This window comes from Microbacterium luteolum (genome assembly GCF_039533965.1).
In the GTDB taxonomy this organism is placed as follows: domain Bacteria; phylum Actinomycetota; class Actinomycetes; order Actinomycetales; family Microbacteriaceae; genus Microbacterium; species Microbacterium luteolum.
In genome coordinates this window covers 330,504-351,388 of record NZ_BAAAUN010000001.1, presented here as the reverse complement: position 1 = coordinate 351,388, position 20,885 = coordinate 330,504, and the positions used below count along the sequence as shown (strand labels likewise).

General features: G+C 69.1%; 20 protein-coding genes, 1 tRNA gene and 1 other RNA gene. 4 read left to right on the top strand and 18 right to left on the bottom strand.

Going from position 1 to position 20,885, the window contains the following annotated elements; genetic code table 11:
- Positions 1 to 36 precede the first annotated feature (36 nt).
- Positions 37 to 1,194 carry an AI-2E family transporter gene (locus ABD648_RS01735; RefSeq protein ID WP_282217012.1) on the top strand — a complete coding sequence of 386 codons (1,158 nt, stop codon included), beginning with the start codon at positions 37 to 39 and terminating at the stop codon, positions 1,192 to 1,194.
- A gap of 7 nt (positions 1,195 to 1,201) precedes the next feature.
- On the opposite strand, the gene ABD648_RS01730 is transcribed toward ABD648_RS01735, so the two are convergent.
- Genes ABD648_RS01730 through ABD648_RS01715 form a run of 4 tightly spaced genes read right to left on the bottom strand, consistent with a single transcriptional unit; the run spans position 1,202 to position 6,721 of the window.
- Entirely contained in the window at positions 1,202 to 2,122 is a 921-nt protein-coding gene (locus ABD648_RS01730) for a diacylglycerol/lipid kinase family protein (protein WP_282217011.1), read from the bottom strand.
- A gap of 49 nt (positions 2,123 to 2,171) precedes the next feature.
- On the bottom strand, positions 2,172 to 5,147 hold the full coding sequence (locus tag ABD648_RS01725; RefSeq protein WP_282217010.1) for a bifunctional [glutamine synthetase] adenylyltransferase/[glutamine synthetase]-adenylyl-L-tyrosine phosphorylase: 2,976 nt from the start codon (positions 5,145 to 5,147) through the stop codon (positions 2,172 to 2,174).
- 9 nt (positions 5,148 to 5,156) lie between these two features.
- Entirely contained in the window at positions 5,157 to 6,494 is a 1,338-nt protein-coding gene (glnA, locus tag ABD648_RS01720) for a type I glutamate--ammonia ligase (protein ID WP_116634839.1), read from the bottom strand.
- A gap of 2 nt (positions 6,495 to 6,496) precedes the next feature.
- Complete coding sequence (locus tag ABD648_RS01715) at positions 6,497 to 6,721, bottom strand: SPOR domain-containing protein (RefSeq protein ID WP_282217009.1); 225 nt, start codon at positions 6,719 to 6,721, stop codon at positions 6,497 to 6,499.
- Between the two features lie 68 nt (positions 6,722 to 6,789).
- Here ABD648_RS01715 and ppgK point away from each other — a divergent pair, with 68 nt between their 5' ends.
- Complete coding sequence (gene ppgK, locus ABD648_RS01710; RefSeq protein ID WP_282217008.1) at positions 6,790 to 7,536, top strand: polyphosphate--glucose phosphotransferase; 747 nt, start codon at positions 6,790 to 6,792, stop codon at positions 7,534 to 7,536.
- A 139-nt stretch (positions 7,537 to 7,675) separates the two neighbouring features.
- Here ppgK and rnpB read toward each other — a convergent pair.
- From rnpB to ABD648_RS01690, 4 genes are all read right to left on the bottom strand, one after another.
- An RNA gene (gene rnpB, locus ABD648_RS01705) (RNase P RNA component class A) lies at positions 7,676 to 8,058 on the bottom strand.
- A 43-nt stretch (positions 8,059 to 8,101) separates the two neighbouring features.
- Positions 8,102 to 9,799 carry a bifunctional 3'-5' exonuclease/DNA polymerase gene (locus tag ABD648_RS01700; protein ID WP_282217007.1) on the bottom strand — a complete coding sequence of 566 codons (1,698 nt, stop codon included), beginning with the start codon at positions 9,797 to 9,799 and terminating at the stop codon, positions 8,102 to 8,104.
- A gap of 22 nt (positions 9,800 to 9,821) precedes the next feature.
- Positions 9,822 to 10,556 carry a zinc ribbon domain-containing protein gene (locus tag ABD648_RS01695; protein WP_282217006.1) on the bottom strand — a complete coding sequence of 245 codons (735 nt, stop codon included), beginning with the start codon at positions 10,554 to 10,556 and terminating at the stop codon, positions 9,822 to 9,824.
- A 36-nt stretch (positions 10,557 to 10,592) separates the two neighbouring features.
- Positions 10,593 to 10,976, bottom strand: a complete 384-nt coding sequence (locus ABD648_RS01690) for a YchJ family protein (protein WP_282217005.1) — start codon at positions 10,974 to 10,976, stop codon at positions 10,593 to 10,595.
- A gap of 61 nt (positions 10,977 to 11,037) precedes the next feature.
- Between ABD648_RS01690 and ABD648_RS01685 the strand changes: the two genes are divergently transcribed.
- On the top strand, positions 11,038 to 11,877 hold the full coding sequence (locus ABD648_RS01685; RefSeq protein ID WP_282217004.1) for an aldo/keto reductase: 840 nt from the start codon (positions 11,038 to 11,040) through the stop codon (positions 11,875 to 11,877).
- A gap of 7 nt (positions 11,878 to 11,884) precedes the next feature.
- On the opposite strand, the gene ABD648_RS01680 is transcribed toward ABD648_RS01685, so the two are convergent.
- Positions 11,885 to 12,721: an MmyB family transcriptional regulator gene (locus ABD648_RS01680; RefSeq protein WP_282217003.1), complete on the bottom strand. Its 837-nt coding sequence runs from the start codon at positions 12,719 to 12,721 to the stop codon at positions 11,885 to 11,887.
- Positions 12,722 to 12,821: 100 nt separating this feature from the next.
- Here ABD648_RS01680 and ABD648_RS01675 point away from each other — a divergent pair, with 100 nt between their 5' ends.
- Entirely contained in the window at positions 12,822 to 13,586 is a 765-nt protein-coding gene (locus ABD648_RS01675; protein WP_282217002.1) for an SDR family oxidoreductase, read from the top strand.
- Positions 13,587 to 13,599: 13 nt separating this feature from the next.
- Here the strand turns inward: ABD648_RS01675 and ABD648_RS01670 are convergent, their stop codons facing one another.
- The 9 genes from ABD648_RS01670 to ABD648_RS01630 all read right to left on the bottom strand — a co-directional run bounded on the left by ABD648_RS01670 (position 13,600) and on the right by ABD648_RS01630 (position 20,660).
- Positions 13,600 to 14,553, bottom strand: coding sequence for an L-lactate dehydrogenase (locus ABD648_RS01670; protein WP_282217001.1), 954 nt, complete (start codon positions 14,551 to 14,553; stop codon positions 13,600 to 13,602).
- Between the two features lie 29 nt (positions 14,554 to 14,582).
- Positions 14,583 to 15,473: a TIGR01777 family oxidoreductase gene (locus ABD648_RS01665; RefSeq protein WP_282217000.1), complete on the bottom strand. Its 891-nt coding sequence runs from the start codon at positions 15,471 to 15,473 to the stop codon at positions 14,583 to 14,585.
- Between the two features lie 90 nt (positions 15,474 to 15,563).
- Positions 15,564 to 15,914, bottom strand: coding sequence for a nuclear transport factor 2 family protein (locus ABD648_RS01660; protein WP_282216999.1), 351 nt, complete (start codon positions 15,912 to 15,914; stop codon positions 15,564 to 15,566).
- Between the two features lie 34 nt (positions 15,915 to 15,948).
- The gene (locus ABD648_RS01655) at positions 15,949 to 16,383 is read right to left on the bottom strand and encodes an SRPBCC family protein (protein ID WP_282216998.1); all 435 of its coding nucleotides are present in this window, start codon (positions 16,381 to 16,383) and stop codon (positions 15,949 to 15,951) included.
- A complete protein-coding gene (locus ABD648_RS01650; protein ID WP_282216997.1) occupies positions 16,376 to 16,711 on the bottom strand; it encodes an ArsR/SmtB family transcription factor in 336 nt (111 codons plus the stop codon). The genes ABD648_RS01655 and ABD648_RS01650 overlap by 8 nt, the downstream gene beginning before the upstream one ends.
- Before the next feature lie 96 nt (positions 16,712 to 16,807).
- Positions 16,808 to 18,838, bottom strand: a complete 2,031-nt coding sequence (locus ABD648_RS01645) for an MMPL family transporter (protein ID WP_282216996.1) — start codon at positions 18,836 to 18,838, stop codon at positions 16,808 to 16,810.
- Positions 18,839 to 19,036: 198 nt separating this feature from the next.
- Positions 19,037 to 19,109: transfer RNA gene (locus ABD648_RS01640), tRNA-Val, on the bottom strand.
- Positions 19,110 to 19,150: 41 nt separating this feature from the next.
- Positions 19,151 to 20,044, bottom strand: coding sequence for an RNA polymerase sigma-70 factor (locus tag ABD648_RS01635; RefSeq protein WP_282216995.1), 894 nt, complete (start codon positions 20,042 to 20,044; stop codon positions 19,151 to 19,153).
- Between the two features lie 10 nt (positions 20,045 to 20,054).
- Positions 20,055 to 20,660: a carboxymuconolactone decarboxylase family protein gene (locus ABD648_RS01630; protein WP_282216994.1), complete on the bottom strand. Its 606-nt coding sequence runs from the start codon at positions 20,658 to 20,660 to the stop codon at positions 20,055 to 20,057.
- Between the last annotated feature and the right edge of the window lie 225 nt (positions 20,661 to 20,885).

Sequence of the window (20,885 nt, the reverse complement as noted above, 5' to 3'; positions counted from 1 at the left end):
ATCGACGGGTGAGTCTTACAACCGACCGGGGGAATCATGCGGCGTAGAAGAGTGATCGCGAAGACGGATGCTGCTCCGGTCATCGGAACGCCGGAGGTGAAGCGCTCCCAGCCGTCCAACGGCGTCGCCGCGTACGCGCGGACGAACCCGTTCATGTTCGGCCTGCTCGGCGCGCTCGGCGTGCTGGTCGCGCTCGTGATCGGCGGGATCGTCGACCAGCTCGCCACGGTCCTCGTCTACATCGGCGTCGCCATCTTCCTCGCGCTCGGCCTCGACCCCATCGTCACCTTCATCGAGAAGAAGCTCCCCCGTGCCGCCGCGGTCGCCATCGTCGTGGCCGCCGTCGTGCTCGCGTTCGCGGGCATCATCCTGGCGATCGTTCCGCTCCTCGTCGAGCAGATCAGCAATCTGATCAAGAACGGTCCGACGATGATCCAGGACTTCATGAACACCGACTGGTTCAAGGACGTCAGCGGCCAGTTCGGCTCCACGATCGAGGATGCGGTCCAGGGCGTGCTGAGCTTCGTCCAGGATCCCGGCAACTTCGCCGACATCGGCGGCGGCGTGTTCGCGGTGGGTGCCGGCATCGCCGGCGGCTTCACCGGCATCACGATCGTCCTGATCCTCACGCTGTACTTCATGGCGTCGCTGCGCAGCATGAAGCGCACCGCCGCGCGCTTCGTCCCGGCCTATCAGCGCGACACCTTCAGCGAGCTGCTGGAGGACGTCTCCGGAGCCGTCGGCCGCTACGTCATCGGCCAGGCCAGCCTCGCCCTGATCAACGGCGTGCTGAGCCTCATCTTCCTGAGCATCATCGGCGCGCCCGTGCCGGCCCTCCTCGCGCTGATCGCCTTTATCGGATCGATGATCCCGCTGGTCGGAACTCTGACGGCCTCGATCATCAACGCGCTGATCTGCCTGTTCGTCTCGCCGCTCACAGCGCTGATCGCGATCGGCTACTACCTCGTCTACATGCAGATCGAGGCGTACGTGCTCTCGCCGCGCATCATGAGCAAGGCCGTGGCGGTCCCCGGGGCCCTCGTGGTGATCGCCGCGGTCGCCGGTGGAGCCCTCGGCGGCATCCTCGGGGCGCTCGTCGCGATCCCCGTGGCCGCCAGCATCATCATCATCGTGCAGAAGGTGACGTTCCCCGCTCAGGACCGGAAGACCGTCCCGCCCGTCGTCACGATGTGACGGGGGCTCAGCGGACGAGCAGGGCGCCCGGCTGCACGCGCACGTCGAACGCGGAGACCTCGCCCATCTCCTCGCCGTCGATCTCGAAGACGAGCGGGGTCTCCAACTCGACGGAGATCGTCTCCACGGGCAGGTGACGCGCCGAGTCCGTGCTGACGGCCTCGTCGGTCGCTCCGAACAGGCGACGGATGCCGTTGTCCCAGACGAACGAGCGCACGGTGTCGAGCCACTGCAGCGCTCCGTCAGCACTGATCATCAGGACGTCGAGCTTGCCGTCGTCGAGCACCGCGTCGGGCAGCAGGCGGATGCCGCCCTGCACCATCCCGCAGTTGCCGATGAGCATCGTGTGGCCGCGCACCGCGACCGCCTTCTCACCGTCGATCGCGAGGGTGATGTCGGTCATCTCGGTGCCGGCGAGGGCTCGCCCCATCGCCTCGACGTAGGCCAGCCATCCGGCCTTCGACTTGAGGTCGTCATCGGTCTCGACGAGCATCTGCGCGTCGACGCCGAAACCGACCATCACGGCGAAGGCGTGCTCGGTGCCGTCGTACGACACCCAGCCGAGATCGATGCGGCGCGGCTCGGAGTCACGGACGCGCTCGAGAGCCGCCTTCACATTGTTGAGGGGCACCTCGAGGTTCCGCGCGAGCAGGTTCCCGGTGCCCTGCGGCACGATCCCCAGCGCGGTCTCCGAACCGGCCAGGGACTCCGCGACCGCGCGGACCGTCCCGTCGCCGCCGACCGCGATGACGATGTCGCGCCCGTCCTCCCGAGCCTCGCGGGCCATGCCACGACCCGGGTCCTCCGGCGTGGTCTCCCACCAGCGGATGTCGGTCTGATCGTCGAACACGCCGCTCGCCGCAGCCTGCAGAACCTCCTGCTCGACCTTCGAGGGGTTCCAGACGATGCCGATGCGTGCGTGGGTCATAGCGTCAGCATGGGTCACGGCTGGGGATACTGCAAATTCGCTCTCTCGGCTACCCGTAGAAGAGATGCTCGAAAGCCTTGCGGGCCCGTCGCGTGACCCCGAGGTAGTCCTCTTCGAGCTCGGTCGCCGACCGGTCGGGATAACCCAGGAGCCGGGCGATCGCGTCGAGCTCTCGACGATCAGCGGGCAGCACATCGCTCGTCTTCCCGGTCAGGAGAGTGATCGCCGAGCGGAGACGGCTCGCCAGACGCCAGGCCTCCCGCAGGAGCTCGGCGTCCGATTCCGGCACCAGGTCGGCCGCCACGGCGGCATCCAGCGCAGAGAGCGTCGAGGTGGTCCGCAATCCGGGAACGGCGTGCGCGTGCTGGAGCTGGAGCAGCTGCACGAGCCACTCGACATCGCTGAGCGTGCCGGGGCCCAGCTTGAGGTGCCGCCGCGGATCGGCGCCCTGGGGCAGCCGCTCCCCCTCGACACGCGCCTTGATCCGTTTGATCTCACGAGTGCCCTGCAGGTCGACGGTCTCGGGGTAGCGGATCGAATCCGCGAGCGCCGTGAAGCGGGCCATGAGCTTGGAGCTCCCGGCGATCCCCCTGGCGCGGAGCAGCGCCTGCGCCTCCCAGGACAGGGACCAGCGCCGGTAGTACTCGGTATAGGCCTCGATGGACCGTACGACGGGCCCCTGGCGACCTTCCGGACGGAGATCGGCATCCAGGTCCAACGGCACACGATGATCCGTGAGATGCTCGCGCAGCCCCGCGACGATCTGCGTGGCGAGGGTCTGCGCGCGCTGACCGTCCACGCCGTTCGCGTCGTAGACGTAGAGGATGTCCGCGTCGGACCCGAAGCCGAGCTCGGCGCCGCCGAAGCGCCCCATCGCGATCACCGCGAAGTCCAGCGCGTCGTCCTCGGGCGGCACGACCTCCCGGATGACGGCGCGCAATGCGGCCTGGATCGTCGCTTCGGTGATCTCGGTGAGGGCCGTCGCGACCTCCTCGATCGTCAGCACGTCGAGGACCCCGCCCATGGCGGTGCGCAGGAGTTCACGGCGCCGCAGCGCGCGGACGGCCCGTAGCGCGTCGGCGACCGTCTCGTGACGGGTCTGGATCGCGCGCGCCTCCTCGTCCAGCGCGGCCGCACCGCGCGGCCGCAGTCGTTCGGCGCTGTCGAGCCAGGCGACGGACTCCGGGATCCACTCCATGAGCTCGCCGATGTAGCGCGACGACGACAGCAGGCGCGTGAGGCTCTCCGCCGCCCCGGAGGAGTCGCGCAGCATCCGGAGGAACCACGGGGTGTCTCCCAGGCGCTCGCTGATCCGTCGGAAGGCGATGAGGGCGTAGTCGGGGTCGCTGCCGTCGGCGAACCAGCGCACCATGATCGGCATCAGAGCGCGTTGGATCGTCACCTTGCGGCTGAGCCCGGTCGTCAGCGCGCCGATGTGCCGCAAGGCACCGGCCGGATCCCGGAATCCGATGGCCGCCAGCCGGTCGTGCGCCTGGGCGGCGGAGAGCGTGCGCTCCTCCTCGGGAAGGCCCGCCACGGCGCTGAGCAGCGGACGGTAGAAGAGGCGCGTGTGGATCTCGCGCACTTCGCGGCGCACGCTCTCCCAGCGCGTCCAGATGCCCTCGCCGCTCTCGGCGAGGCCGGTGCTGCGCGCCAGCACGCGCCGACCCGCAGGCGTGCGCGGCAGCAGATGGGTGCGACTGAGCTCGCGCAGCTGGAGACGATGCTCCATCAGCCGGAGGACGCGGTAGTCGTCGGCGAAGGTGCCGGCATCCGCGCGTCCGATGTACCCGCCGGCGACGAGCGCATCGAGGCTCTCGAGCGTGCCGCGGGTGCGCAGCGACTCGTCGGTGAGGCCGTGGACGAGCTGCAGCAGCTGCACCGTGAACTCGATGTCCCGCAGCCCGCCGGCGCCCAGCTTGAGCTGATACGGCGCGTCCTCCGGGTCGATGTGCTCGGTCACGCGCTCGCGCATGCGCTGAACGCTCTCGACGAAGTCCTCTCTGGCAGCACTGGACCAGATCTTCGGCTGCACGGCGGCGATGTACTCCGCCCCGAGCTCGGGGTCACCGGCGAGCGGTCTCGCCTTGAGCAGCGCCTGGAACTCCCAGCTCTTGGCCCAGCGGTCGTAGTAGGCGAGATGAGAGGCGAGCGAACGCACCAGAGCACCCTGCTTGCCCTCCGGCCGCAGGTTGGCGTCGACCTCCCACAGAGGTGGCTCCACCTCGATGCTGTCGAGGCCGCGCATCGTCTCGCGGGCCAGCCGGGTGGCGATGTCGATGGCTCGCGCCTCGGCGACGATCTCCTCGTCGCTCGTGCCGCCGACGAAGATGACATCCACGTCGCTGACGTAGTTCAGCTCCCTGGCCCCGGCCTTCCCCATCCCGATGATCGAGAGCCGCGTCGCCGCGATCTGCTCCTCCGGCACGGTGTCGCGCAGGCGGGCCCGCGCGATCGCGAGCGAGGCCTCGAGGGCGGCGCCGGCCGCATCCGCGAGGGCGGCGGAGACCGCGGCCACGACCGTCTGCGGATCCGGGTGCGTCAGGTCGTAGGCGGCGATGGCGGCGAGACTCCGCCGGTATGCGACCCGGACCGCGACGACGGCGGCATCATCACCGGCGCTCGCGAACCCGTTGCTCGTGCCCACCGCAGCAAGCAACTGATCACGAAGCACCTCGGGTGTGGCAAGAGAGGTGATCGACTCCCCCAGCACGGAGAGCTGCTCCGGATGCCGGAGGAAGAAGTCCGCGAGCCCCTCCGAGGCGCCGAACACCCGCCACACGCGGTGGCGCGACGGCGGATCCTCGAGCAAGGCTTTCAGGGGTCCGGCATCCCGGCGCGCGACGCGAACCATCCCCCGCACCGCAGCATCGGGGTCCGCCGCATCTGCTCCCTCGAGCAGCGATTGCCGCGGCATCCCGAGAGTCGTCGCCAGTTCGGAGAGGGATGCCGCAGCCTCACTGAGCTCGGCGAAGCCGAGCCTGGCCAGAGCGGAGAGAGAGACGGAATCGTCCGGGCGGGCCATGGGCGACGCTCAGAGGAGTTCGAGGTTGTTCTTCAGCTCCAGCGGCGTGACCTGGCCGCGGTAGGCCTCCCACTCCTTGCGCTTGTTGAGCAGCACGTAGTTGAACACCTGCTCGCCGAGCGTCTCGGCGACGAGTTCCGACGCCTCCATGAACTCGAGAGCGTGATCGAGGCTCGCCGGCAGCGCGGAGTAGCCCAGCGCGCGCCGTTCGGCGTCGCTCAGAGCCCACACGTTGTCCTCGGCCTCGGGCGGGAGCTCGTAGCCCTCCTCGATGCCCTTCAGGCCCGCGGCGAGCAGCAGGGAGTACGCGAGGTACGGGTTCGCCGCCGAATCCAGAGCGCGGTACTCGACACGCGAGGACTGCCCCTTGTTGGGCTTGTACATCGGCACCCGGACGAGCGCGGAGCGGTTCGCGTGACCCCACGTGACGAAGCTCGGAGCCTCGTCGCCGCCCCAGAGCCGCTTGTACGAGTTCACGAACTGGTTCGTGACCGCGGCGATCTCGTTCGCGTGCCGCAGGAGACCGGCGATGAAGTGACGCCCGGTCTTGGAGAGCTGGTACTTCGCACCCTCTTCGTAGAAGGCGTTCTGGTCTCCCTCGAACAGGGACATGTGCGTGTGCATGCCGCTGCCCGGGTGGCCGCTGAGGGGCTTCGGCATGAACGTCGCGTAGACGCCCTGCTCGATCGCCACCTCCTTGATGACCGTGCGGAACGTCATGATGTTGTCCGCCGTCGTCAGTGCATCGGCGTAGCGGAGGTCGATCTCGTTCTGACCGGGGCCGCCCTCGTGGTGGCTGAACTCCACGGAGATGCCGAGATCCTCGAGCATCCGCACCGATCGACGACGGAAGTCGTGCGCCGTGCCGCCCGGCACGTTGTCGAAGTAGCCGGCGGAGTCGACGGGCACCGGACCCTCGGGGCCGAACGACGACGACTTGAGCAGGTAGAACTCGATCTCGGGGTGCGTGTAGAACGTGAATCCGGCATCCGCGGCCTTGGCCAGCGTGCGCTTGAGAACCTGTCGCGGGTCGGCGACCGCCGGCTGCCCGTCGGGCGTCGTCAGGTCGCAGAACATGCGCGCCGTCGGATCGATCTCGCCGCGCCACGGCAGCGTCTGGAAAGTCGTCGGGTCGGGCTGCGCGAGCAGATCGGACTCGTGGCTGCGCGTGAGTCCCTCGATCGCCGAGCCGTCGAATCCGATGCCCTCGGCGAAGGCGCCCTCGACCTCGGCCGGTGCGATCGCGACCGACTTGAGCGTGCCGATGACGTCGGTGAACCACAGCCGCACGAACTTGACGCCGCGCTCCTCGATCGTCCGGAGGACGAAGTCCCTCTGCTTGTCCATGACTACTCTGCGCCCTGGCCCTTTGCGTCGCCCTTGACGTCCCAGCCCTGCTCGGCGGCTTCCTCTTCGGCCCAGGCGCGCGCGCGCTCCTTGAGCACCTCCGGTGCACGAGTCGCCTCCGCCTCGGTGTCGAACGGTCCGACCCGGTCCACGGAGGGCGAGATCATGCCGAACTCGACCTGACCGGTCTCGGAGTTGTACCAGTACTTTGCGTCGCCGTCAGACATAGCTGCCCCTTCTTCGCGTGATGTCATCGATCCTACTGGCGTGTGCGGTGGTCGCTAAGCTATCGCCCATGGCAAAAGCGATCGGCGTCGACATCGGCGGCACGGGAATCAAAGCAGGAATCGTCGACCTCACGCACGGCACCATGGCCTCCGACCGGGTGCGCGTCCCCACTCCGGAGGGCGCAGCGCCGCAGGACGTCCTCGTCGCCGTGCAGTCGGTGCTGAAGACCCTCGACGTGCACGACTCGACCATGCCCCTCGGCGTCGCCTTCCCGGCGATCGTCAAGCGCGGCAAGACGCTGTCGGCGGCGAACGTCTCGAAGGAATGGATCGACTTCGACGCGGAGCGGTTCTTCCGCGACGGACTCGGTCGCAACATCGTCTTCGTGAACGACGCTGATGCGGCCGGTGTCGCGGAGGCGCGTCACGGCGCGGCCAGGGACGTCCGCGGACTCACGCTCCTGACCACCCTCGGCACCGGGATCGGCTCGGCCTTCCTCTACGACGGCGTCCTGCTCCCCAACACGGAGCTCGGCCAACTGAACTTCCGCGAGTTCGAGTCCGTCGAGCAGTGGGCGGCGACCTCGGCGCGCGAGCGCGAGAACCTCAGCTGGGCGGCCTGGGCCGAGCGGCTGCAGGCGTTCTACTCGCACATCGAGTTCCTCTTCAGCCCCGACCTGTTCGTGGTCGGCGGCGGCGTGTCGAAGAACGCGGGTGACTTCCTCCCGCTGCTCGAGCTCAAGACCCCGATCGTCCCGGCGATCCACCGCAACAACTCGGGCATCATCGGCGCGGCGTCGCTCGCCGGCGACTGATCCCCACGCCCACTCCAGACATCGCTACGCGCTGCCCGGAGCCTCCGGGCGCGTGGCCCCTCTTGTTCTGGAGTGCCTTGCCCGTCGAACGCACGACGAAGGCCCCGCTCATCGAGCGGGGCCTTCGGCATATCTGAGGCGAATGGGCCGACCTGTACGCCGGGTTCTGTTCCGGGGTTCTTCGCCCCTTCGACGGCCATCTCTCTCGGCGACACGTTGCCGTGGCACTCTAGCGGTCTACCCGAGGACTCGGCGAGCCGCGTCAACATCCTCTGTCTGACCTTGCTCCGGGCGAGGTTTACCTGGCGGGTCATGTCACCATGACCCCCGGTGGTCTCTTACACCACCCTTTCACCCTTACCCTCCGGGCCCTTCGACAAGCTCAGGAACCCAGAAGGCGGTCTGCTCTCTGTGGCACTTTCTCGCGGATCACTCCGGGTGGGTGTTACCCACCGCCCTGCCCTGTGGAGCCCGGACGTTCCTCGGTGCGGTTGCCCGCCACGCGGCCGTCCAGTCGACCCATTCGCGTCTCCAGTGTACTTCTCCGCGTCCGCGGCGACGGCGGCTACTTCTCCGCCGACTCGGCGATGCGCAGGTCGAGGGGAACGTCGATCGGGAAGTCGCCGAAGAGGCGGCGGGTGGCGACCGCTGCGGCGACCCGAACGGCGTCGGCCGCGGCCTCGGCCTGCTCCTCCGGCACGTGCAGGATGACCTCGTCATGGAGGAAGAAGGCCAGATGGGGCTGCCGCGCGAACGGTCCGGATGCCGTTGCCGGCACAGCCGCCTCGGGCGCACGCTGCAAACGGTGCCGGATCTCCGCCAGCCAGATCAACGACCACTCGGCCGCCGTCCCCTGCACGATGAAGTTGCGGGTGAAACGACCCCAGTCCCTGGCTCGCCGCCGGGCCAGGGCGACCTCGGCGGGATCGGCATCCGCCCCCGTGGCCCTCGACTGGAGCTCCGCCCACTCCGCCGACGGCCGCGGCGAGGAGCGACCCAGCCAGGTCGACACCACTCCGCCGTCCTCACCGGTGCGCGCGGCCTTGTCGACCAGCGCCATCGCCCGCGGATAGACCTTGCGCAGCCGCGGCACGAGACGGCCGCTGTCTCCGGTGGTGGCGCCGTACATCGCGCCGAGCACGGCGTACTTCGCCTCTTCGCGGGTACCGACGGCACCGGATGCCACGACTCCCTCGTACAGGTCGCTCCCCTGGGCTGCGCGCGCCATGGCCGCATCGGAGGCCATGGCCGCCAGCATCCGCGGCTCCAGCTGCGCCACGTCGGCGACCACCAGGGTCCAGCCCGGGTCGGCGCGGACGGCCGGCCGCAGACTGCGCGGAAGCTGCAGCGCGCCGCCGCCCGCCGACGCCCATCGTCCGGTCACGACGCCTCCGGGGATGTAGACCGGGCGGAACCGGCGATCATGCACCCACTCGGCCAACCACGCCCAGCCGTTGGCGCTGAGCAGACGCGAGAGCTTCTTGTAGGCCAGCAGTGGTTCGACGACCGCGTGCGACTGGCTCGCGAGCTCCCAGCGGCTCGTCGACTCGACGTGCACGCCGACGCGGTGCAGAGCACGGAGAAGCTTCGGCTGGCTGTCGAGGTGCAGCGTCGAGTCGCTGAGGATCGCGCGCACGCGGTCGCCCAGTTCAACCATCCTGCTGGGCAGGCCTCCTGCCGCGGGCCGTGTGCCGAGCGTCTCGGTCAGGATCGCGTCGTGGACGCCCTCGTCCCATGGGAGCCCGGCTGCCCGCATCTCCTCGGCGATCAGACCGCCCGCCGATTCCGCGGCGCACAGAAGCGTCAGACGGCCGTCGCGCTCCTGATCGATCACCCGGCGCTGTGCGCGGAACTGATCGAGCGCCTCGGCGACGGGGTCGTCCGCATGGTCATGTTCGACGACGTCGAACAGGGCGGGCGCCGCATCCGTCGGCTCACGGCGCACCCACGCCGCCGAGGGCGGCAGAGGTCGCGCCACGGCATCCGTATCGCGCAGGATCGCGTGGCAGAGCAGCAGGTCGTGCGTCCGGCCGAGTCGCACGCCACCCGCGAGCAGCATCGGGTAGATGTCTCTGGCGCTGCGGATGATCCACCGCGGCGCTTCCGTCTTCTCGAGCTCCGCGACCCACGTGAGGAGTTCCGAGCCGCCCAGCGGCACGCGGCTGCGTTCGCCGCCGTCCTCGTCGAGCTCCACAGCGACGTACCGCCCGTCACCGAGCGCGATCAGCGCGATCCGCCGTCCCTGCGCCGTCGACGAGCTCATCGACGGCGGGCGGGGGCCCCGCTCAAGAGAGCCCGGATTCCTCGGTGCGCACGAGGATGCAGCCGCACTCGGGGCAGAAGACGACGAGTTCGTCCGCCGCGCGGCGGATGTCGTTCAGGTCGGTGCTGGGAAGAACCATGCGGCATCCCTCGCACGTGCCGCGAGTGAGCAGTGCGGCGCCCGCGCTGTTCGCGGCGCGACGCGTGTACTCCGCGACGAGGTCGGCGGGCACCGTCGCGACGACCGCCGCGCGATCGCGTGCCAGCTCGGCACCACGGTCGGTCGCCGCCGCGACATCGGCCTTCGCCTGAGAGGTGAGCGCGGATCCCTCGGCGGTGGTGGTCGCGAGGAGAGCCTGCTGCGCGGCGACCGCGGCCTCGGCCTCCTCGAGCCGACCCATGACGTCGAGCTCGGCATCCTCGAGATCGCTCTGGCGACGGGCGAGGCTCGCGAGCTCGTGCTCCAGCGCCTGCGCGTCCTTGGAGCTCGTGGAGGCGGCGAGGCGCTCGGCGTCGCGGTTGCGCCGCTGCTCAACGACTGAGACATCGGACTCCAGCCGCGTCAGCTCGGTGCGCACGTCGTCGCGGGTCCCGGTGAGCGTGGTGAGCTCGCGGAGCTGATCCTGTCGGATGGCGACGAGCTCCGTGATCCGCGCTCCCTGTGCCGGCTGCGTGCGGGCACGCTCTGCCTGCGCGATGCGCCGGTCGAGGTCGGCGATGTCGAGCAGGGTGCGCTGGTTCTCGGGGGTGGCGTTCACGCTTTCAAATCTAGCCGCTGCGGCGACATCCGCCCATCACTCCACCTCGCCGTCGAGGTAGTACCACTGACGCTCCTCGCGGACGAAGCGGCTGCGCTCGTGCAGGGAACCGCGCTCCGCGCCCTGCCGCCAGTACGCCTCGAACTCGACGACGCCCTCCCGATCGAACGGGCCGCCCGCTACGCGATCGATGATGACGAGCCGCCGCCAGCTCAGCTCCGGGTCGAACTCGCACGTCTCGGGTCGAGTCGTCGGATGCCACGTGCGCAGCAGGTATCCGGCGTCCTCGAGCGAGAACGCGGTGTACCGCGATCGCATCAGGCGCTCCGCCGTCGGCGCGGCGGCGCCCTGGAGCAGCGGTCCACAGCACGCGTCGAACGTGTTCCCGGACAGGCACGGGCAGCGCACGGGGTCGGTCATGAGAGCCAGCATCGCAGGTCACGCCCTACGCTGAAGACACACCTGCACCGAAGGAGCCACGATGCCCACTGTCCCCACCTTCACCGCTCACAACGGCTTCGCCCTGCCGGCCATCGGCCTCGGCACCTACGCACTCAACGGCGACGAGGGCGCCGCCGCCGTCGCCGGAGCACTCGACGCGGGCTACCGCTTGGTCGACTCGGCGTTCAACTACGAGAACGAGGGCTCGGTCGGGCTGGGCGTCGCGGCATCCGAGGCGCCGCGTGAGGAGATCATCGTCACGACGAAGCTCCCCGGGCGCCACCACCCGACCGCGAAGGCGCGCACCAGCATCGAGGAGAGCCGCTCGCGGCTCGGCCTCGACATCACGGACCTGCACCTCATCCACTGGCCCAACCCGACCCAGGACGAGTACGTCCAGGCATGGGCCGCCCTCGTGGACGCCCAGGAGCGGGGCATCGTGCGACAGATCGGCGTGTCGAACTTCCTGCCGGAGCACCTCGAGCGCATCGAGCGCGAGACCGGTGTCCGGCCCGTCGTGAACCAGATCGAGCTGCACCCGTACTTCCCGCAGGAGGAGCAGCTGGCCTATCACCGCGAGCACGGCATCCTCACCGAGGCATGGAGCCCGCTCGGTCGCGCCCGCGAGCTCGTCGACGAGGGCGTGGTGGCCGAGGTCGCCGCGGCGCACGGCATCACCCCGGTGCAGGCCGTTCTCGCCTGGCACGTCGCACGGGAGACCGTGTCGATCCCGAAGGCCTCGTCCCTCGAGCACCAGGTCTCGAATCTGGCCGCCGCGGAGATCGTGCTCGATGACGCCGAGGTCGCCGCGATCACGGCGCTGGGCCGTGCGGACGGACGGCTCTTCGACGCCGACCCGCGGACCCACGAGGAGTCCTGACCCCAGATCAGACGACCTGCGTGCCGAGCACCCGGACCAGTTCGAGCTTGCTGGCCGCCTCGCTTCCGGGCGCGGCGGTCAGCACGATCAGCGCCTGGGACTCGTCCTCGGTGAAGAGCGCCTGACAGTCCACCTCGATCTCGCCGAGCTCGGGATGCACGAGCACCTTGTGCTCCTCGAACCGACGACGTACCTCCTGCGCGTCCCAGAGCTCGACGAACTCGGGGCTCCGCGCCGTCAGCTCCCGGACGATCTCGCCGGCGCGGGAACGGCTGCCGAGCAGACCCTGCGCGGCACGGAGCGATGCGACGAGCGAGCGGCTCTGCCGCGCATGATCGCTCTCGAGATATCGCCCTCGCTCGGACTCGGGGTGGGCGAACCACCGGTAGATGCCGCTGCGCTCGAGACCGACCAGATGGCTCGCGTCCCCGAGGAGAGCGCGGGCCGCGTCGTTCTGCACCAGGACCTCATCGAGCACGGAGACCACGAAGGCCGGTGCGTCGTGCAGCCGGTCGAGGATGCGGAGCATTCCCGGACGCACGTAATCGGTCACGGCTCCACGATCCGGGGCGCTGTAACCGGCCACGCGATGCAGGTAGTCGCGCTCGTCGGAGGTGAGACGGAGTGCTCGGGCCAGAGCGGCGAGGATCTGAGGACTGGGCTGCGGGCCGCGCTGCTGCTCCAGACGCGTGTAGTAGTCGGTCGACATGGTCGCGAGCTGCGCGACCTCTTCCCGCCGCAAACCCGGTGTGCGTCTGCGCACTCCGGGGCTCAACCCGACATCCGAGGGCTGCAGCATCTCCCGTCGTCGCAGGAGGAACTCGGCCAGCGCTTCACGATCCACCTCTGAAGTATCCCTCTCGCCGAGGTCGGCATCCAGGGACCGCCGATCCCCGGATGAGCGCTCTCTGGTGGGCGTCGCGCACCTGATCGACGCTGAAGTCATGAACATCAGCGGAAACACCATCTTCATCCCCGGCGCCACGAGCGGGATCGGTCTGGCTCTCGCCCGCGCGCTCCGCGCCGAGGGCAACACCGTCATCGTCGGCGGGCGCCGCACCGCGCTCCTGCAGGAGATCGCCGCGGCGGATCCCGCCATCCACACGGTGCAGATCGACACGACGGATGCCGAGAGCATCCGCGCCGCGGCATCCGAGGTCATCGCGGCGCACCCCGACCTGAACGCCGTCATCACGATGGCGGGCGTGATGCGCGTCGAGGACTGGTCGCAGCCGTCCGGATTCCTCGCGACGGCCGAGGAGACCATCGTGACCAACGTGCTCGGACCGATCCGCCTCATCGGCGCATTCATCGAGCAGCTGCGCAGCATGCCCGACGCGACCATCGTGACCGTTTCGTCCGGGCTGGCCTTCGCTCCCCTGCGCGTCACGCCGAGCTACAACGCGAGCAAGGCGGCGATCCACATGCTCAGCGAGTCGCTGCGGCTCCAGCTGGAGGGATCGACCGTGAAGGTCGTGGAGCTCGAGCCGCCGTCCGTGCAGACCGACCTGATGCCCGGTCAGAGGGAGAGCGACTTCGCGATGCCGCTCGAGGACTTCATCACCGAGGTGATGCACCTGTTCGAGACTCAGCCCGACGCCACGGAGATCCAGGTCGAGAACGTCAAGTTCCTCCGCTACGGCGAGGCGCGCGGCGACTACGACCAGGTGGTCGCGACGCTGAACAGTCGCGACCCGCACGGCCACTGAACCGGCCGGCGGTTCAAGCGCCCAGGGTCGCCCTGACGCCCTCGAGCGCGGTCGCCGAGCGATGGAGCAGGTCGAGTTCCTCTGCGGAGAAGGACGTGTTCCTGATCGGCACCGCGCCCGTGGCGCTCACGATCGACGGCACTGAGAGCGCCACCCCGTCCACGCCGTGGAAGTCGTGCAGCACCGTGCTGACCGGCATGACCGCGTGCTCGTCGCGCAGGATCGCCTCGACGATGCGGGCGCTCGACAGACCGATCGCGTAGTTCGTCGCACCTTTGCCCCGGATCACCTTGTACGCGGCGTCGCGGACGTCGATCGCGATGGCATCCAGTTCCTCCCGCGTGAGACGTGGATGCCCCGGCACCTGCCAGTCGAGGATCGGCACCGTGCCGATCGTGGCGCGCGACCACAGCGGGAACTCGGTGTCGCCGTGCTCGCCGACGATGTGAGCGTGCACGCTGCCGGTCGAGACGCCGGCGCGCTCGGCCAGCTTCCAGCGCAGGCGAGAGGTGTCGAGGACCGTGCCCGAGGCGAAGACGCGCTCCGGCGGAAGCCCGCTGACCTCCTGCGCGATGACCGTGAGCACGTCGCACGGATTCGTGACGATGACGTAGACCGCATGCGGGGCGACCTCGAGCAGCTGCGGCATCATGCTGCGGATGATGCCGGCGTTCACCTCGGCCAGCTCGGTGCGGGTCTGGCCGGGCTTCTGCTTCGCACCGGCGGTGATCACGACGACGTGGGATCCGGCTGCGACCGAGATGTCGCTGCCGCCCACGATGTCGCTCGACCCGGTGAACTGCGTGCCGTGGGCGAGGTCGAGGACCTCCGCCTCGACCTTCTCGGTCGCGACGTCATAGAGGGCGATGTGGCGGGCGGATCCGCGGATCAGCGCGGCGTAGGCGACGCTCGAGCCCACGCTTCCCGCACCGACGACCGTGAGCTTCGAGTTCTCGATGATCTCCATGGGCTCAGTCTCGCAGTCGCGGGACGCGATCACACCGCCGAGGCGACCGCCTCCTGCGCTGTCGGATGCGTGAACCGGAAACCGGACTTCTCCAGCACCGTGGGCCGCACATCCGCGTCGGAGAGGAGGAGGGAATCGGCCGCGGCCGCGCTCAGCGCGAGACGCAGCGCCCAGGCGGGGGCAGGCAGCCAGAAGGGGCGGTGCATCGCACGGGCGAGGCCGCGGCCGATGTCGTTCGCCGTCGCGGGTGTCGGTCCGGTGAAGTTCACGGGTCCGGTGATCTTCTGATCGATGACGTGCCGGATGCCGCGGACCTCGTCCTCGAGCGACATCCAGGGCCAGATCTGCGTTCCGCGGCCGAGGGGGCCCGCGAGGCCGAATCGCGTGAGCTGGATCATCGGCTTGAGAACACCCTGCCGGTGGATCACCGGAGCCGTGCGCAGCAGGGCCACCCTGGTCTGGTCCTCGGCGCGGCGGGCCTCCGCCTCCCATTGCACGCAGAGCTCGGCGAGGAAGGTGTCGCCCGCGGGCGAATCCTCGGTGAGCTGCTCCCCCGGTGCCGAGCCGTAATAGCCGACGGCGGATGCCGAGACGAGGGCCGGAGCATCGTCGCGCAGCGCGCGCAGCGCGGTCGTGATCGTGCGCGTGCTCTTCAAGCGGGAGTCGACCAGCTCCTCGCGATACCGGGGCGTCCACGGCAGTCGCCCGACGCTGGCGCCGCCGAGTGCCACGATGGCCTCCGCGCCGGCGAGCACCTCGGGGTCGAGGTCGCGCTCCCCCGGCGCCCACTGCCGCTCGGACGAAATCCTCGGAGGGCGTCGCACGAGCGTCGTGACGTCGATGCCGTCCGCGCGGAGAGATGTCGTCAGCGCGCCGCCGATCAGTCCGGATGCCCCGCTGATGACGATGCGTCGCGCCATGGTCGCTCCTGGAGTTCAGTCGCTCTGCCGTGGGCGATGCTCACGGTGTGAGTGCTGTCCAGACTAACCGCAGGCTCGATCGGATCCTCCTCACGGACGCGGCGGACCGTAGGAGAGACGATCGAAGACGAGGATGCTCTCGCTGATCCGCCCGTCGCGCACCGTGAAGTACTCGGCGGCCGGCGCGGTCGACGTCGCAGCGGTCTGGGGGTAGTAGAACAGCGCGACACGGTCCCCTTCGGAGAACTCGGCGATGTCGCCGATGCCCGTGAGCGTGGGCGCGAAGCCGCCGATGTACCGCGCGTACGCCTCTTTGCCCTGCAGGTCGACCCCGGGTGCGCGACAGGTGATGTCGTCCGCGACGTAGGTCATCGCCTGCTCCACGTCGCCGCTGGTCCAGGCCCGGTGATAGCCCTGGACGATGTCGGATGCCGTATCCATGTTCTTCCCCTTGCTGTGCGCGGTCGGTGGGTGTTCAGTCGTCGAGCGGACGCCAGTCGTCGGCTCCGAGGTCGTCGCCTGCGCCTGCGGCCGCGAGACGCGGCAGGAAGTGCGCCCAGCCGTGCGCGTGACCGCGCACCTCGGTGTCGGGAAGGTCCGAGTGGGTCAGGTCGACGCGCGTGCCGGTGCCGGTCGGAGTGAGGGTGAACTCGACGCGCGATGATCCGGCGGGAAGCGTCTCGCTCCCGGCCACGCCCCAGGAGACGACGACACGGCGCGGATGCTCGACGTGCAGATACTCTCCCCGGATGGCGTGCCCGGCGATGTCGACCGCGAACCGGCCGCCGGGTGTCGGATCGAGCTCGGCGTACTGCCCCATCCAGGCGGTCATGCCCTCCGCCGTGACGAGATAGTCGAACACGGTCTCCGGAGCGGCGGCGATGTCGATCGAGTCCCGGAACTCAGCCACGATCGTCGCCCTCGCGCGCCTCGATCACGGACTTCAACGTGGCCAGCTTGCTCGGCCAGAAGTCGTCCAGGTAGGAACGCACGGCCGACAGGCCGTCGGTGTCGACCGAGAACAGATGCCGCGTTCCCTCACGGGTGCTGACGGCGAGCCCTGCTCGCCGCAGGACGCCGAGGTGGTGGGAGGTCGTCTGCTGGGAGAGTCCGGCAGCATCCGCGATCGCGCCCACCGGCAGCGGAGCGGAGCGGATCACCCGGAGGATCGCGCGGCGGTTCCCGTCTGCCAGGGCGCGCAGCGCGAGGTCGAGATCAGCAACGGCTTCGGCACCCATCGGCCACCTCCTCCTTCGGATGAGCCGACGCTAGCACAAATGCTCCTTTGTACTCAAGAACGTTGGTGGAAGGGTTCCCGCTGCCACGGCCCGCCATCAGTGAACGCGAGCGGCGACGCGACGCCGCGGCCACATGCGGTCTCCGACGACCGCGAACAGAGCGGGAACGACGAGCGTGCGAACGACGAGTGTGTCGACGAGCACACCCACGCCGACGATGAGACCGATCTGCCCGAGGGTCACCAGCGGGAGCAGGCCGAGGGCTGCGAACACCGCGGCGAGGACGATCCCCGCGCTGGTGATGACGCCTCCCGTCGTCGCGAGCGCGGTGACCATTCCCGCCCGCGTCCCCACAGATTCCGCTTCGGTGCGCGCACGGTGCACGAGGAAGATCGTGTAGTCCACTCCCAGGGCGACCAGGAACAGGAATGCCAGCAGCGGAACCTGAAGGTCCAAGGCGTCCCAGCCGAACAGGGTGCGGCTGAGCCAAGCGCCCGCCCCGATCGCGGCGATCGCGCTGAGCGCGTTGACGGCGAGCAGGATGACTGGAGCGAGCACCGCGCGCAGCAGCACGATGAGCACCAGCAGGGTCAGGATCAGGATGAGAGGAGCGACGAGCAGGAAGTCGCGCAAGTTGCCCTCTCGCGCGTCCACATCCGACGCGCCTTGACCTCCGACGATGGCGTCCGCTCCCGGGACAGCGTGCACTGCCGTCCGCAGATCCGTCACGAGCTCCCGACTTTCGGGGCTTCCTGGCGCCGGCTCCCCGATCACAGACAGTCGGACCAGCTCGCCGTCGTCGCTGGTCGCCGACTCTGTGACCTGCACCACGCCATCGACGGATGCCGCAGCATCCTGGACGTCCTGAGACTCGGCGGCCGATGCGACGATGACGAACGGCTGCGCCTGCCCTGCATCGAAATGCGAGCTGAGTGCTTCGAGCCCGATCGCCGACTCCGACGGCACACGGAACTTCTCCACCTGGCTGAGACCGACAGACACCCCGAACAGTCCGGCGGACATGACGCCGAGCAGCGCGAGCCCGGCAACGAGCGGCACCCACGGCTTGTTCACGACACGCGTCGCGACCTTTCGCCACACCTTCCCCTGCTCTGCGGCGGTTTTAGCGCCGGGGCGCGGGACGAACGGCCAGAACACGCCCCGCCCACACACCGCCAGTGCCGGCGGCAACACGAGCAGCACAGCTGCGAGAGCGATCACCAGTCCCAGGGCGCATGCGACCCCGAGACCACGCGTGCCCGGCACAACGGCCAGCACCAGGGTCAGCAGCGACAGCACGACTGTCACGTTGGACGCCAGGATCGCGGGAACGGTCGCCCGCCACGCGGCTGCCAATGCGCTCCGATGATCAGGATCCGACGACAACTGCTCGCGATACCGCGAGATCAACAACAGTGCGTAGTTCGTTCCCGCACCGAACACCAGCACGCTCACGATGCCGGTGTCGAACTGCAGGCCCATCGCGCTGCCGAGTGCGGCCGTGGCCTTATTGGCGGCCTGATCAGCGACGCCGACCACCACAAGCGGGATCAGCCACAACACGGGGGAACGATAGGTGAAGATCAGCAAGAGGGCGACGATCCCGATCGTCACCAGGAGCAACGTGAAGTCAGCGCCGTCGAAGGCCGCCGCGATATCGGCGCCGAAAGCCGGACCACCCGTCACCTGGGCATCGACCCCGTGCACGCGGTGATCCGCGACGATGCCGCGCACTTCCTCCACGAGAAGGCGATCAGCTTCGGTATGGTCATCGCTCACGGACGCCGTCACCTGGATCACCTGGGCGATCCCGTCATCGCTCGGAAAGGGCCCCAGCACCTTTGCCCCGGCAACCGCTTCCAGCTCGTCCGCAAGCGATGCGATCCCGGCCCGCTGAGCATCTGTCAACGCTGACTCGTCTGCGCTCGAGGCCACGACGATCAACGTCCGGTCGTCCGCGTCGGGGAACTCCTCGGTCACGGCGGCGACCCGAGCGGACTCGGATCCTGGGGGTTCGCTCTGGTCGGCCGTCGTCATCGCGGCGCGACCGAAGATGCCGAGCAGAGCGACCAGCGCGATGACACCGATCGCCAGAGAAAGCCACGCTCCGCGGCGGGAGGTGAGCATACGAGACAGAGATTCAGAGAAAGCGTGCACGACTCAAGCAAAGTCGGCCGTCGGATCCCGGGCATCGCCCGGACCATTGACACCCATCTCCATCAAACGATGGACGCGCGACAGCCTCGACAGCGGACATCGACGAACCGGGGGTCGCGCTCGGTTGCCTGAGATCGAAGAGATCCGCTTTGCCCAGTACTTTCTCGGTGGGCCCTGCCGGGATCGAACCGACGACATCCACGGTGTAAACGTGGCGCTCTACCAGCTGAGCTAAAGGCCCTTCCCGATCATCTTATCGACGAGAACGCGCAGAGGTTGCCCTCACCGCACCAGCGGCACCTCGAGGCCCATGCGTCCGAGCTTGTCCGGGTTCGCGACCGAGTAGATGCGGGCGATCAGTCCGGCCTCGACCACGACCGCGACGACTCCGGCGAGCTCCCCGTCGACCTCCAGCCGGATGCCCGGCTGACCGTTGATGGTGGTCGCCGCCGCGTGGAAAGCGCCGGTGAGCTTGGCGAGGCTGCCGACGAGGTAGCGGGCGATCGTGTCCGCGCCGACCAGCGGCCGACGTGCGGCGCCGCGCACCTTGCCGCCGCCGTCCGCGACGGAGACCACGTCCGGGGCGAGCACGTCCATCAGCCCCTGGAGGTCACCGGTGTTCAGCGCGGCGACGAGCTGGTCGACGGCGCGTTCGTGCTCGGAGGCCACCACGCGGATGCGCGGACGGCGGGCCGCGACATGATCCTTCGCGCGGTGCGCGATCTGCCGCACGGCGGCGGGGGTCTTGGCCACGGCATCCGCGATCTCGTCGTACGGCACATCGAACACCTCGCGCAGCACGAAGACCGCGCGCTCGGCCGGACTCAGTGTCTCCAGAACGGTGAGCATCGCGATCGACAGGCTCTCGGCGAGCTCGACGTCCTCGGCGACGTCGGGGGCGGTGAGCAGCGGCTCGGGCAGCCACTCCCCGACGTAGTCCTCGCGACGCCGTGAGACGGAGCGGATGTGGTTGAGCGCCTGCCGCGTCACGATCCGCACGAGGTAGGCCTTGGGTGCCATGACCGTCGACGGATCGACCGCCGCCCAGCGCAGCCAGGACTCCTGCAGCACGTCCTCGGCATCCGCCGCCGAACCGAGCATCTCGTAGGCGACGGTGAAGAGGAGGTTCCGGTGCACGACGAACGGGTCATCGGCGGCGCTCTCGACGCGATCCATGTCCGCGAGCCTACGCAGTGTCCCCGACGGCCTCACGGGCGGTGGGCCGTTCAGCGAGCGGAGGCAGCCCGCACGCGTCGGCGAACTCTTCGGAGTGGATGCCGAGGGCCACGTTCATCCTGGCGCTCATGTTCATGAACGCGACGCGCGCGGCGAGCTCGACGAGTGCGGCAGGTCCGAGGTCGGCGAGCAGCGCGTCGGAGAGCTCGTCCGTCACGGCCGGCGGCGTCTGGCTGGCAGCCTCCGCGTACTCCATCACTCTGCGTTCGACGGGCGAGAAGACAGTCGCCTCCCGCCAGCGCGGCACCTCCCGGATCTTCGTCGCGTCGAGACCGTGGTTGTGCCCCATGAAGTAGTTGAAGTCGAGGCAGAAACTGCAGCCGATCGTCGCCGCGGCCGCCATCGCCGCGTACGACGCCAGATCTCGGTCGAGCTCGGACCAGCTCTCGCTCTTCTGGCCGATGCCCATCGCGTCCTTCATGACCGCAGGGTTGTTCCAGAGGACTCCGACGGATTCCGGCACCCGGCCCATCATCTTCTTCGCGAACACCTTCACCATCGCGCCGTAGATCCCGGTGACCTCTGCGGGCGGGATGCGGGTCATGTTGCTGCTCATGTTCGTGTCTCCTTCTATGTCGATGCCGGGTTTTCGGACCTTCGACATGGAGACACCGGCCGCGCCCCCGATGTGACAGGGGACTCGCGAACTCTTGCCGGCATCCGCCCATGTGCGTCGGGGACCCGATGCACGCCCGTGTCGTGGAAGAGGGATAGGCTGAACCCGGCGCGCGTTGTGCACAGCCGACAAGGCTGCCCGCGTCGCTTCCCGTTTCCTTGGCAT

What these genes read in the sequence shown, in the direction of transcription:
- ABD648_RS01735 (WP_282217012.1), top strand. Translation starts at nt 37, where the DNA reads ATGCGGCGTAGAAGAGTGATCGCGAAGACGGATGCTGCTCCGGTCATC.
- ABD648_RS01730 (WP_282217011.1), bottom strand. Translation starts at nt 2,122, where the DNA reads ATGACCCACGCACGCATCGGCATCGTCTGGAACCCCTCGAAGGTCGAG.
- ABD648_RS01725 (WP_282217010.1), bottom strand. Translation starts at nt 5,147, where the DNA reads ATGGCCCGCCCGGACGATTCCGTCTCTCTCTCCGCTCTGGCCAGGCTC.
- glnA (WP_116634839.1), bottom strand. Translation starts at nt 6,494, where the DNA reads ATGGACAAGCAGAGGGACTTCGTCCTCCGGACGATCGAGGAGCGCGGC.
- ABD648_RS01715 (WP_282217009.1), bottom strand. Translation starts at nt 6,721, where the DNA reads ATGTCTGACGGCGACGCAAAGTACTGGTACAACTCCGAGACCGGTCAG.
- ppgK (WP_282217008.1), top strand. Translation starts at nt 6,790, where the DNA reads ATGGCAAAAGCGATCGGCGTCGACATCGGCGGCACGGGAATCAAAGCA.
- ABD648_RS01700 (WP_282217007.1), bottom strand. Translation starts at nt 9,799, where the DNA reads ATGAGCTCGTCGACGGCGCAGGGACGGCGGATCGCGCTGATCGCGCTC.
- ABD648_RS01690 (WP_282217005.1), bottom strand. Translation starts at nt 10,976, where the DNA reads ATGACCGACCCCGTGCGCTGCCCGTGCCTGTCCGGGAACACGTTCGAC.
- ABD648_RS01685 (WP_282217004.1), top strand. Translation starts at nt 11,038, where the DNA reads ATGCCCACTGTCCCCACCTTCACCGCTCACAACGGCTTCGCCCTGCCG.
- ABD648_RS01675 (WP_282217002.1), top strand. Translation starts at nt 12,822, where the DNA reads ATGAACATCAGCGGAAACACCATCTTCATCCCCGGCGCCACGAGCGGG.
- ABD648_RS01670 (WP_282217001.1), bottom strand. Translation starts at nt 14,553, where the DNA reads ATGGAGATCATCGAGAACTCGAAGCTCACGGTCGTCGGTGCGGGAAGC.
- ABD648_RS01665 (WP_282217000.1), bottom strand. Translation starts at nt 15,473, where the DNA reads ATGGCGCGACGCATCGTCATCAGCGGGGCATCCGGACTGATCGGCGGC.
- ABD648_RS01660 (WP_282216999.1), bottom strand. Translation starts at nt 15,914, where the DNA reads ATGGATACGGCATCCGACATCGTCCAGGGCTATCACCGGGCCTGGACC.
- ABD648_RS01650 (WP_282216997.1), bottom strand. Translation starts at nt 16,711, where the DNA reads ATGGGTGCCGAAGCCGTTGCTGATCTCGACCTCGCGCTGCGCGCCCTG.
- ABD648_RS01645 (WP_282216996.1), bottom strand. Translation starts at nt 18,838, where the DNA reads ATGCTCACCTCCCGCCGCGGAGCGTGGCTTTCTCTGGCGATCGGTGTC.
- ABD648_RS01635 (WP_282216995.1), bottom strand. Translation starts at nt 20,044, where the DNA reads ATGGATCGCGTCGAGAGCGCCGCCGATGACCCGTTCGTCGTGCACCGG.
- ABD648_RS01630 (WP_282216994.1), bottom strand. Translation starts at nt 20,660, where the DNA reads ATGAGCAGCAACATGACCCGCATCCCGCCCGCAGAGGTCACCGGGATC.